General features: G+C 74.1%; 12 protein-coding genes. 5 read left to right on the top strand and 7 right to left on the bottom strand.

All coding sequences use genetic code 11. From position 1 onward, the window contains the following. On the bottom strand, nucleotides 1-241 hold a 241-nt coding region (locus tag BGP79_RS12605), incomplete at its 3' end, for a leucine zipper domain-containing protein (protein ID WP_143588410.1). 189 nt (nucleotides 242-430) lie between these two features. Then, a complete protein-coding gene (locus BGP79_RS12600; protein WP_076695991.1) occupies nucleotides 431-1273 on the bottom strand; it encodes an aldo/keto reductase in 843 nt (280 codons plus the stop codon). A gap of 79 nt (nucleotides 1274-1352) precedes the next feature. Here BGP79_RS12600 and BGP79_RS12595 point away from each other — a divergent pair, with 79 nt between their 5' ends. Next, the gene (locus BGP79_RS12595; RefSeq protein ID WP_076695989.1) at nucleotides 1353-1691 is read left to right on the top strand and encodes a hypothetical protein; all 339 of its coding nucleotides are present in this window, start codon (nucleotides 1353-1355) and stop codon (nucleotides 1689-1691) included. Between the two features lie 86 nt (nucleotides 1692-1777). Here BGP79_RS12595 and BGP79_RS12590 read toward each other — a convergent pair whose 3' ends face one another. The 4 genes from BGP79_RS12590 to BGP79_RS12575 form a co-directional block, all read right to left on the bottom strand. Next, on the bottom strand, nucleotides 1778-2419 hold the full coding sequence (locus BGP79_RS12590; RefSeq protein ID WP_076695987.1) for a DinB family protein: 642 nt from the start codon (nucleotides 2417-2419) through the stop codon (nucleotides 1778-1780). Nucleotides 2420-2580: 161 nt separating this feature from the next. Continuing rightward, nucleotides 2581-3234 (bottom strand): copper resistance CopC family protein, encoded by a 654-nt coding sequence (locus tag BGP79_RS12585; protein ID WP_083701884.1) that lies wholly within the window; start codon nucleotides 3232-3234, stop codon nucleotides 2581-2583. After that, nucleotides 3231-4010: a YcnI family protein gene (locus BGP79_RS12580; RefSeq protein WP_076695985.1), complete on the bottom strand. Its 780-nt coding sequence runs from the start codon at nucleotides 4008-4010 to the stop codon at nucleotides 3231-3233. The genes BGP79_RS12585 and BGP79_RS12580 overlap by 4 nt, the downstream gene beginning before the upstream one ends. A gap of 193 nt (nucleotides 4011-4203) precedes the next feature. Further along, nucleotides 4204-4809 carry a hypothetical protein gene (locus BGP79_RS12575; RefSeq protein WP_083701883.1) on the bottom strand — a complete coding sequence of 202 codons (606 nt, stop codon included), beginning with the start codon at nucleotides 4807-4809 and terminating at the stop codon, nucleotides 4204-4206. Nucleotides 4810-5013: 204 nt separating this feature from the next. Between BGP79_RS12575 and fdhD the strand changes: the two genes are divergently transcribed. Next, on the top strand, nucleotides 5014-5865 hold the full coding sequence (fdhD, locus tag BGP79_RS12570; protein WP_076695983.1) for a formate dehydrogenase accessory sulfurtransferase FdhD: 852 nt from the start codon (nucleotides 5014-5016) through the stop codon (nucleotides 5863-5865). Between the two features lie 142 nt (nucleotides 5866-6007). On the opposite strand, the gene BGP79_RS12565 is transcribed toward fdhD, so the two are convergent. Next, nucleotides 6008-7474: an OFA family MFS transporter gene (locus BGP79_RS12565; protein WP_083701902.1), complete on the bottom strand. Its 1467-nt coding sequence runs from the start codon at nucleotides 7472-7474 to the stop codon at nucleotides 6008-6010. A 171-nt stretch (nucleotides 7475-7645) separates the two neighbouring features. Here BGP79_RS12565 and BGP79_RS12560 point away from each other — a divergent pair, with 171 nt between their 5' ends. The 3 genes from BGP79_RS12560 to BGP79_RS12550 are packed head-to-tail and all read left to right on the top strand — an operon-like array spanning nucleotide 7646 to nucleotide 11012. Further along, the gene (locus BGP79_RS12560; protein ID WP_076695981.1) at nucleotides 7646-8824 is read left to right on the top strand and encodes an acyl-CoA dehydrogenase; all 1179 of its coding nucleotides are present in this window, start codon (nucleotides 7646-7648) and stop codon (nucleotides 8822-8824) included. Beyond that, nucleotides 8821-10224: a bifunctional PIG-L family deacetylase/class I SAM-dependent methyltransferase gene (locus tag BGP79_RS12555; RefSeq protein ID WP_233121477.1), complete on the top strand. Its 1404-nt coding sequence runs from the start codon at nucleotides 8821-8823 to the stop codon at nucleotides 10222-10224. Before BGP79_RS12560 ends, BGP79_RS12555 begins: the two co-directional genes overlap by 4 nt. Continuing rightward, nucleotides 10221-11012: a glycosyltransferase family 2 protein gene (locus tag BGP79_RS12550; protein ID WP_233121475.1), complete on the top strand. Its 792-nt coding sequence runs from the start codon at nucleotides 10221-10223 to the stop codon at nucleotides 11010-11012. Before BGP79_RS12555 ends, BGP79_RS12550 begins: the two co-directional genes overlap by 4 nt. Nucleotides 11013-11131 lie beyond the last annotated feature (119 nt).

The following is an 11131-nucleotide window of genomic DNA, read 5'->3' as shown; positions in this document are numbered from 1 at the left end:
GGGAGACGATCCGGCGTACGAGATGGGACGGGGTGCGGGTCGGGGACCGGTGGGGCCGGGAGCTGCGGTCGGCCATCCCGGCGGGCCCCTCGGCCCGGTACCGCTTCGCCCATTTCTTCGCGGTCCCGGGCGTGGTCAGATACATCTTCGCCGCCGCGGCCAGCGTCCACCCCTCATCGACGACGAGTTTGGCGAGCCGTAACCGGGTGATCGGGGTCAGGACAGCGTTAGCGTGGGACATGAAGGCCTCCGGGTCGTGAGAGTGGTTCCTTGACAGCTCCACTTCACATCCGGAGGCCTTCATCTGTCAGCCCCCACTCACCGCCCTAGAACGGGACAACGTCCCTGGACATCACAGATAGATGTCGCATCTGGGCTCCTCGAGGGCTCCGATGGAGCATCTATTGACGAGCTGGCGGAGGGGCTGGGGTTACTTGCCGGCGCGGTCCAGTTCGGCGAAGGTGTCGTCGTCGAGCTCGACGTCGGCGGCGCGCATGTTCTCCTCGAGGTGCTCGACCGAGCCGGTGCCCGGGATCGGCATCATGACGGGGGAGCGGCGCAGCAGCCAGGCCAGCGCCACCTGCGACGGGGTGGCGTCCAGGCGCTTCGCGGCCTCGTCGACCGGTCCGCCCGGCTTCGCGAGGTCGCCGGCCGAGACCGGGGCCCACGGGATGAAGCCGATGCCCTGCTCCTGCGCGTACTCGAGCACGTCCTCGGAGCTGCGGTCGGTGAGGTTGTAGCGGTTCTGCACGGTGGAGACGGTGAAGAACTTCCCGGCGGCCTTCAGCTCGTCGACGCCCACCTGCGAGAGGCCGAGGGCGCCGATCTTTCCCTCCTGCTGCAGGTCGGCGAGGACGCGGAACTGCTCCTCGGGTTCGACCTTCGGGTCGATGCGGTGCAGCTGGAGCAGGTCGAGCTTCTCGACGCGCAGCTTCCGCAGGCTCAGCTCCACCTGCTGGCGCAGGTACTCGGGGCGGCCCACTTCGACCCACACGTTCGGGCCGGTGCGCACGAAGCCGGCCTTGGTGGCCACCTTTACGCCCGCCGGGTACGGGTGGATCGCCTCGGCGATGATCTCCTCGCTGATGTTCGGGCCGTACGAGTCGGCCGTGTCGATGAAGTCGACGCCGAGCTCGACGGCGCGGCGGACGACGGTGCGGGCGGTCTCGCGGTCCGCGGGCTCGCCCCACACGCCGTCGCCGACGATGCGCATGGCACCGAAGCCGAGACGGTGGACGGTGCCGAGATCCTTCAGGTCAATGGTGTCGGTCATACCGGCGGCAACGGGACGGTGCCGCCGGGCATTCCCTCCGGGGGCTGACAGGGCGGTCGCCGGGCACCACACTGGAGACATGACGGAGCAGAAGCCGGTCCTGTCCGAGTCCGACCTGGCCGCGGAGGACTACCACGAGAAGCCCACGCCGGGCGGTCCCGAGGGGCCGCTCGTGCCCGCCCCGGCGGATGCGCTGGACCCCGATGCACCCGACGGCGCCACGTCGGGTGACGGTTCGGGTGACGGCGCGGACGGCGCCGATCCCGAGACGGATGCTTCCACCGGGACCCCGGTGGAGGGCGACGCCACCGCGACGGTGGCCGCCGCCTCGGGCGAGGGGACCGCCGCCGACACGGATGTGGACCCCGCCTCCGACGAGGGCCCGGGCGATGACGTCGTGCCGGGCGAGGACCGCTGACGCCGGCTCCCGGCATTCAGCCCGTCCGGTCAGCTGACCGGATCCGGCCTGGCCCCGCGGTCTGACCGCGCGCCGGACCGCGCCGGTCACGCCGTGCTGTCCTCCGGCTCCGGGCCGGTGGACCCGTCCGAGGACCCGGCGCGGCCGCCGTACGTCGGGTCCCACGGCTGACCGTCGGCCTCGGCGTTCAGTTCGTACGCGACCCTCCCGTCGAGCGCCTCTCGGATCAGGTCCGCGTGACCGGCGTGCCGGGCGACCTCGGTGGCCAGGTGCATGAAGACCCACCGCACCGTCCAGGAACCGACATCCCGGGGAAACCACGGTGCGTCCGGGACCGGCACGGCGGCGTCCAGGGGCACCGACTCGACGACCGGCCGCACGCAGGCGGCGATGTCGTCGTACGCCTCGAGAAGATCCGCCAGCGACGCACCGTCGGGCACCTCCGAGCCGGCGTACCAGCCGCCGTCGAGCACGGACGGGCGCCCCTGCGCCATCCGGACGGTCGACGCCTGCTCCGGGGCGACCCGGACCCGCACCAGCCAGGTGTGCGTCGTCAGCGCAACGTGGGCGACGAGCCCGGCGATCGAGAGGGTGCTCGGCGGCACGGTGCGGCGGGCGAGCTCGTCGGGAAGGCCGCGCGCGGTCAGGCGCAGCTGGTGCAGCTGTTGCTCGATGAAGGTGGCGAGGGCGTCGGCTTCGGACCCGACGGGGACGGCGAGGAAGGCCATCGATGCTCCTGAGCGGCGGGGACGGGCGTCACAGCCAGCATGGCACCGCCGCCCCGGCCGGTCGAGGGGCTCGACACAGGCGGAAACGAGACCGGGCGGCCGCGCGTGCTGCGCGACCGCCCGATCCCGGTGCAGTGGTCCCGACGATGTCGGGGTGAGGCCTACTGCTCGGCGTTGTCCTCACGTCGCCGCCGGCCGGACAGCACCATCCAGATCCCGAAGCCGGCCAGGAGCACCACGCCGACGACGATGACGATGATCGGCAGCGGGCTGGCGCCCGAGGTGGACGCCGGAGCGGTCGCGGCCGAGGAGGACGCCGCCGCCGACGGCGCGGGCGCCGCACCGGCCGAGGAGGCGCCGGACGTGCCCGTCGCGCCGGTGGACGCGGTGCCGCCGCCCTTCGCGGTGAACGTGAACGTCCCCTCGATCGGGTGGGAGTCGGACGAGACGACGCGCCAGTGCACCGTGTAGGCACCCGCCGGTGCCCCGACCTTGATCTTCTGCGTGGCCGTCGCGTCGGTGATGCTCACGGAACCGTCGGCCTGGTCGGTCCCCGCCGGGTCGACGATCTGCACCTGGGCGCCGATGGCCTCGGGCGTCTCGTTGAACGTCAGCGTGATCGACGGCGGCACGGTGGCCAGCGTGGCGCCGTTCGACGGGGTGGTGCCGGTGATCTCGTCGTGCGCCTGCGCGGCCGGCACGCCCAGCCCGAGAACGGCGAGCACCAGCAGCAGGATCACGCCGGCGGAGCGGAGCCGGCGCACCGGCACCCGGCCGGACCCGTCGGAGGACCGTCGGGTGGGTCGCCGGCTCATCGCCCGGCCTCCTTCCCCGCGGATGCCCGCACGGCGGCGGGACGGGCGTGACGCCGGGTCAGCAGCGCGACGGCCAGCGCCGCCGCGCCGAGCACGAAGCCGGCGGCGCCCAGCCCGAGCCCCCAGCCGGCCGCGGGCGACGTGGCGGTGGTCACCGAGGCGGCCTCGGCGTCGGCCGCCCCGCCTGCGGCGCTGGTCGCCGCGGCCGCGCCGTGGTGGTCGTCCGCCGTCGCGGTGGTGGTGAAGGCCGGGGCGGGCTTGTCCGGCTCGGTGTCGCCCTGGGCCTGCTGGTTCCACGTCACGACGTGGCCGTTCGTGTAGGTCTGCGTCGTCGGCAGGGTGACCGCCGTGCCCTCGGCCGGCAGCTTGCCGACGGAGAGGGCGAACGACTGGTACTCGTCGGCGCCGATGCGGTGGGCCGCGTCGTCGGCGGTCCACGTCACGGAGGTCACCGCCTTCGTGACGGTGGTGCCGTCCACGACCACGGACCGGGGCAGCGTCGTCGTCGTCAGCTTCGCCGTCCAGCCCTCGATCGGCCGGACGGAGACGGAGGTGAACGGGGTGGCGGTGGGCAGGGCGACCTCGATCTTCGACGTCTCGGCTTTCGCCTCCTCGTTCGGGACATTGAAGGTGAGCTTGGCGTAGCCGCCCGCCGACGTCGTGTCGGGAACGACGCGGACGTGGGCGCTGGCGGTGCCGGCGCCCAGCAGGAGCAGGCCGGTGGTCGCGGCGGTGACCGTCGTGGCGGTCAGGGCACGCCGGAGGGAGGAATGCATGGGAGAACCTTTCGGGCAGGCGCGCGGCAGCGCGCGCTCAGGGGGCCGCAATGTGTCCGTTCCGGTGCCACACCGCAGGATGCCGTCAGCAGACTGCGCGGTGGGGAAAGGACGAGCCACGGAGGCGGGCTCGGCGGACGAACGGTCGACGGCACCCGCGGGCACGGTCGACGGCGGCGAGGAAGAAGGGGGCCTAGCGAGCGGGGGAGCGCGGCGGCCCGCGTCGTCCGGGCAGGCGCAGGGCGACCCGCCGCGGGAGCGCGGGGGCTGCCGGCGGCGCCGTCGAGGGCGGGGCCACGGGCAGGCGAGCGGGTGCCGGCACCTGCAGCAGCGGGCGGAGCCAGCCGAGCAGGGCGATCAGGGCGGCCTCACCGCGCGCGAGGATCGCGGCGGTGGCCAGCGTCGCGGCGAGGTGCAGCAGCATCATGGGCACCGACGGGGAGACGGTCACGACGTCCCCGGCACCGGCGAGATCGACCGATGCGGCGGCGTCGTGCCCGCCGTGGTGGTCGTGCCCGACCAGGAAGTTCGTGGGGACGGCGGCGCCGGGAACGGCGAGCCGCGTGAACACGAGGTGCAGGACGAACTGACCCGCCACCAGCAGGCTGCCGAGGACCGTGAGCGTGAGTTGCCGGCCGGCCAGCAGCGTCGCGGGGATCAGGGCGACGACGGTGACGGCGACGAGGATCGGGACCGGCGGCAGCACACCGCCGCCGAGGGCGTGGGCACCGACGGCGAGGACCATCATCGCGGTGATGACCGCGGCGGCCCGGGGCAGGCGCAGCTGGGTGGAGGTCACGCCGTCCCCCTTCCTCGAACCGTCGACTCGTCGAGCCGGTCACCGCGGCGGAATCCGTGGTGTCGATGACTGTTCGGCGCGGACCGCCTTCCGGTGGCAGCACGGCCTCGAGACCACTCTAGGCGGCGGTGCCGACCGGACCGGTGTGCTGACTAGGGTGGGCGTGGGCGGCGTCACCGGGACGGCGGTGTGGGAGGCGGGGACATGGTGCGAGCGAGCCGGCGACGGCGGGTCACACGCCTGCGGGTCCAGGACGACGGCGCGGTGGACGTGGATGCCCGCGCGGACACCATCGCCGGTGAGGAGCCCCTGGAGCTGCGCCTGAACGGCCGCCCCTTCACCGTCACCATGCGCACGCCCGGCGACGACTTCGACCTGGCCGCCGGCTTCCTCGTCTCCGAGGGCGTGATCAGCCGGATGGATCAGATCGAGACGCTGCGCTACGGTCCCGGCGTCGACGCGGACGGTCACGCGAGCTACAACATCGTCGAGGTGGGCCTCGCGCCCGGCGTCGCCCTGCCGGACACCAGCGCCGAGCGGCACGTGTACACGTCGTCCTCGTGCGGCATCTGCGGGACGGCGTCCATCGACGCGGTGACGAAGGCGAGTTCGTTCGACGTCTCGGGCGACCGGCTGCGGATCACCGCGGCGCAGTTGCTTGCCCTGCCGGACGCGCTGCGGGCGGAGCAGTCCCTGTTCTCCAGCACCGGGGGCGTGCACGCGGCCGGCCTCTTCACGCTCGGACCGGACGGCCCGGAGCTGCTGTGCCTGCGGGAGGACGTGGGCCGGCACAACGCCGTGGACAAGGTGGTCGGCTGGGCGCTGCGCCAGGGCCTCCTACCGGCCCGCGGCACCGTGCTGCAGGTCTCCGGCCGCGCGTCGTTCGAGCTGGTGCAGAAGGCGCACCTGGCCGGCATCCCGGCGCTCGCGGCCGTCTCGGCGCCGTCGTCGCTGGCCGTCGAGCTGGCCGAGGAGGCCGGGATCACCCTCGCCGGGTTCAGCCGGGGCCGCTCCGTCAACCTCTACACACGGATCGACCGGGTGGTCACGGACTGATCCGGACCACCCGGTCGATCGATCGTGCCGGGTCGGGTGACCTCAGCGGAAGAGGTCCCCGGCCCGGGCGAGGGTGTTGACGATGCCGTAGATCAGGGGAACGGCGACGATGGTCCAGCCGATCGCGACGCGTGCGCGCATGTCAGGCCTCCTCGGTGGCGGTGCGGGTGGTGGGGGCGGCCTGGTCACGGCCCCGGGTCGTCCCGGAGACGGCGGACCGACCGCCGGTGCCCGCGGTCCCGGCCGTGCGGCCGCCGTCCTTGCGGGGCTCGTGGTACCGGGAATCGACCGGGCGGATCAGCAGGTTGGCGATCAGGCCGACGACGAGCAGCGCCACCATGGTGAACAGGGCCGGGTGGTAGGCGCCGGCGTCGAGCGTGCCGGGCTTGCCGCGGGCGTCCAGGACACCGTTGACGATCAGCGGTCCCGCGACACCCGCCGCGGACCAGGCGGTCAGCAGCCGGCCGTGGATGGCGCCCACCTGGTACGTGCCGAACAGGTCCCGCAGGTATGCCGGAGCGGTCGCGAAACCGCCGCCGTAGAACGAGAGGATCAGGAAGGCGAGCAGCACGAACAGCAGGGTCGCGGCCGAGCCCACCGTCGCCAGCACCAGGTAGAGCACGGCGCCCACGCCCAGGTAGACCAGGTAGATCCGCTTGCGGCCGATGTAGTCCGACGTCGTGGACCACACGAAACGCCCGGCCATGTTGCCGATCGAGAGCAGGCCGACGAAGCCGCCCGCGACGGCCGCGGAGACCAGCGAGTGCCCGTCGGACTGGCGGAAGAAGTCCTGGATCATCGGCGCGGCCTGCTCGAGGATGCCGATGCCGGCGGTCACGTTGCAGAAGAGCACGATCCACAGCAGCCAGAACGGGCGGGTGCGGATGGCGTTGTTCGCGGAGACGTTGGCGTCGGTCACGAGCGCCTTGGCCTTCACGGTGGACGGGTCGAAGCCGTCGGGCCGCCAGCCGTCCGCGGGGACGCGGATGGTGAACGCGCCGAACAGCATGTACGCCAGGTGCAGGACGGCGAAGGTGAGGAACAGCTTGCCCACGGCGTCGCCGCTCGGCGTGCCGGAACCGGCGGCCGGGTCGTAGAGCTTGAGCAGGGCCGTCGAGAGCGGGCTGGCGATCAGCGCGCCGCCGCCGAAGCCCATGATCGCCATGCCGGTCGCGAGGCCGGGCCGGTCGGGGAACCACTTGATCAGGGTGGAGACGGGGGAGATGTACCCGATGCCCAGGCCGACGCCGCCGATCACGCCGTAGCCCAGGTACAGCAGCCACAGCTGGCCGGTGAAGATGCCGAGGGAACCGACGATGAAGCCGGTCACCCAGCAGGTGGCGGAGGCGACCATGGCCTTGCGGGGCCCGTTGGTGTCGACCCAGGTGCCGAAGATCGCCGCGGACAGGCCGAGCATGACGATCGCGACGGAGAAGATGCCGCCGATCGCCGTCTGGCTGGTGCCGAAGTGCTGCACGAGGGCGGTCTTGTAGACGCTCGTCGCGTACACCTGCCCGATGCAGAGGTGGACGGCGAGGGCGGCCGGCGGGATCAACCAGCGGTTGAAACCGGCTCCGGCGATGGTGCGGGAGCGGTCGAGCACGCTCAGGACACTCAAGGGGACTCCGTTTCTGCCGCTCGCGGGATGGGCGCGAACGGGGGTCGGTGCGACGGGCCCGCCGATCCGTGCGCCGGAGGGGCCGATTCGACATTGTGTCGCAGCTCACAGATGGATGCAAAGGCATCCGTCCGTGTCCCGGAATATCAGTAGACTGACCGAATGTCGAGTGAACGCGCTGGTCAGCGGGCCGGGAACACCGCCGGGGGGACGATTTCCGGCTCGGACCGGGCCTCGGACCCGCAGCCGGAGGTCTCGCCGTCGGCCCTGGTCGACGAGGCGTTCGCGGCCGGTGCCGGGACCTCGACCACGGCGGCACTGCGCCTGGCGCTCCGCCTCGGCGCGGTGCTGCCCACTCCCGGGTCGGGACGCACCGCGCTGCTGTGGGACACCCTGGCCGACGTCGCCGCCCGGGATCTGGGCGTCGCCCGCACCGTCGAACCGCACCTGGACGCGCTGGGCATCCTCGCCCAGCTGCCGCCGGAGGAGCGTGAGCGCACCGCGGACGTCGGTGCCGGGCCGGACAGCACGTGGGGCGTCTTCGCCGCCGAGGGCCAGGGCCTGCTGCTCGAGGCGCGGTCGGCGGGCACCGGTGACGCCGGCCGGCCGACCTTCCTGCTGAGCGGCGGCAAGCCGTGGTGCTCGCTGGCGGGCAGCCTCAGCCACGCGGTCATCACCGCCCACCTGCCCGAGAGTGATTCCGATGGTGCGCAGACCCGACAGGCCTTCGCCGTCGACCTGCGCCACCCCGGGGTGACCGTCCCGGACGCCGTGTGGTCCGGCCTCGGACTGCCGGGCGTCCCGAGCGGGCCGGTGCACCTGGACGGGGTGCCCGCCGTGCCCGTCGGTGGCCCCGCCTGGTATCTGCGCCGGCCCGGCTTCGCGTGGGGCGGCATCGGCGTCGCCGCCTGCTGGTACGGCGGTGCGGTCGGCGTCGCCCGGCTGCTCGGGCAGCAGGCCCGGCAGCGCGGCGACGGACTGGACCAGATCGGCCGGATGCTGCTCGGCGAGGTCGACGTCGCCCTGCACACCGCCCGGATCGCGCTCGCGGACGCGGCGGCCCGGGTCGACGACGGCCGGGCCACCGGGGCGGCCGGTGGGATCCTCGCGCTGCGGGTGCGGGCCGTCGTCGCCGACGCCGCCGAGACCGTCCTGCGGGCCGTCGGTCACGGCACCGGCCCGGCGCCCCTCGCCTTCGACACCGCCCACGCGCAGCGGGTCGCCGACCTGCAGCTCTATCTGCGCCAGGAGCACGCCGAACGGGACCGTGCCGCGCTCGGCGGCGCGCTGCTGACCGACGACACCGCAACCGGCATCGACACCGAGGAGCTGGCCTGGTGACCGCCCGTTTCACGCACACCGACGAGGGCCGCAGCGAGCAGTCCTGGGCCGCCTCCCCGCTGGCGAGTCTGCCCGCCGCCGAGCTGGCCGACCGGGACGGGGTGGCCCTGCGTCACCTGATCGTCCTCGCCGCCCACCCGGACGACGAGACGCTCGGCGCCGGCGGCCTGATCGCCCGTGCGGGTGCGACGGGCGCGGCCGTGACCGTCGTCGTCGCGACCCAGGGCGAGGCGTCCCACCCGGACTCGCCGACGCACACCCCGGAGCGGCTGGCGGCCCTGCGCGAGCACGAGATCCGGGCCGCCGTCGCCCGCCTGCACCCCGACGCCGACGTCGTCCTGCTCGGTCTTCCCGACGGCCGGCTCGCCGCCCACGAGGACGCCGTCACCGCGGATCTGCACGCCCGGCTCGGGGACGCCGGCACCGTGCTGGTCGCGCCCTGGCACCTGGACGGGCACACCGACCACGACGCCGCCGGCCGGGCTGCGGCCGCCGCCGTCACCGGTACGGCCGCCCGGCTGCTCGAGTACCCGGTCTGGGCCTGGGTGTGGGCGCAGGACGCCGACCTCCCGTGGGACGGCGCCGTCCGCCTGGACCTGACCGACGCCGAACGGGACGCGAAGACCGCGGCGCTCGCCGAGCACACCACCCAGGTGGGTCCGCTGTCCCCGGCTCCGGGCGACGAGCCGATCCTGCTGCCGGGCATGGTGGCGCGGTTCGAGCGATCGTTCGAGACGTTCCTCGACGCCGAGCGCTTCGCCGGCATCTTCGAGCGGCTGCACGCCGACGGCGCCGACCCGTGGGGCTTCCGGGACCGCTGGTACGAGCGGCGCAAGCGGGCGCTCACCGTCGCCGCCCTGCCACGTGAGCGGTTCCGCCGGGGCCTCGAGATCGGGTGCTCGATCGGGGTGCTGACCGCCGAGCTCGCGCCCCGCTGCGAGACGCTGGTCGCCACCGACGTCAGTCCCGCCGCGCTGACCGCCGCGGCGTCCACCCTGGCCGAGGCCGGCATCGGCGTCGTCCAGGCCGGCCAGACCGCCGAAGCCGCAGACGACGGTGGCACGGTCGAGCTGCGCCGGCTCCGCGTGCCCGCCCAGTGGCCCGACGGCGCGTTCGACCTCGTGGTGATCTCCGAGGTCGGCTACTACCTGACCGCCGGCGGGCTGGACCTGCTCGCCGAACGGATCCTGGCGAGCCTGACCGAGGACGGCGTCGTGCTGCTGTGCCACTGGCGGCACCCGATGACCGGCTGGGCGCTCGACGGCGACCCGGTCCACGAACGACTGCGCAGCCGCCTCGGCCTGCCCGTCGCCGTCCGGCACGTCGAGGAGGACCTGCTCCTCGAGGTCCTCGCGCGGCCCGGCGTCGGCTCGGTGGCGCAGGAGTCGGGGCTGCTGTGAGTGACGCCGCTCCCGCCGTCGGCCGCCCGGCTCCGCTGCACACCGTGCACGTCGTCGTCCCCGCCCGCAACGAGGAGCTGTTGCTGCCCGGCGCCCTGAGCGCCCTGCGTCTCGCGCTCGACCATCTCGCCCACACCCACCCGGACGTGCGGGCCGACGTCACCGTGGTGCTCGACGCGTGCACGGACGCGACGGCCGACGTGGTCGCGGCGGCCCCGTGGGTGCGCTCGCACGCTGTCGACTCCGGCACGGTCGGGGCGGCCCGCTCCGCCGGCGTGGAGACCGCCGCGGTGGAGACGGCCGGGGTGGACGGGATCGGTCCCGGTCGACCGGATCCCGGCGGCGGCGGGGCGGTCTGGGTCGCCAGCACCGACGCGGACAGCCGCGTGCCGGTCGACTGGCTCAGCGTGCTGGTCGAGCTCGCCGACGACGGCGCCGACCTCGTCCTCGGCACCGTCCAGCCCGACCCCGCGGACACCCCGCCCGCCCAGCTCGCCGCGTGGCACCGCCGGCACGACCTCGCCGAGGACCACCCGTACGTGCACGGCGCCAACCTGGGCATCCGGCTCTCGGCCTACCGGGCGGCCGGTGGCTTCGGCGCCGGCGCCGCGCACGAGGACGTGCGCCTCGCCCGGCGGGTGCGGGCGGGCGGCGGCGTCGTCGTCGCGACCGACCGGATCCGCGTGACGACGTCGGGCCGCGGCACCGGACGAGCGCCGGCCGGATTCGCGGGGTACGTCCGCTCCCTGGCCTCGCGCCTGCCGTCCTCCGGACCCACCCCGGCATGACGCCGGACGCCCACCCCGGCGTTCACCCCGGGTGAACCCCCGGACCCCCGAACCGCCTCGTCGCCGCCCCGGTGGCTAGGCTGGCCACGTACGGCAGCAGTCCCTCGAGAAAGGATCAC

Origin of the sequence: Tersicoccus sp. Bi-70 (assembly GCF_001968825.1) — a bacterium.
GTDB lineage: Bacteria > Actinomycetota > Actinomycetes > Actinomycetales > Micrococcaceae > Tersicoccus.
This window is presented reverse-complemented; position numbering and strand designations above follow the sequence as displayed.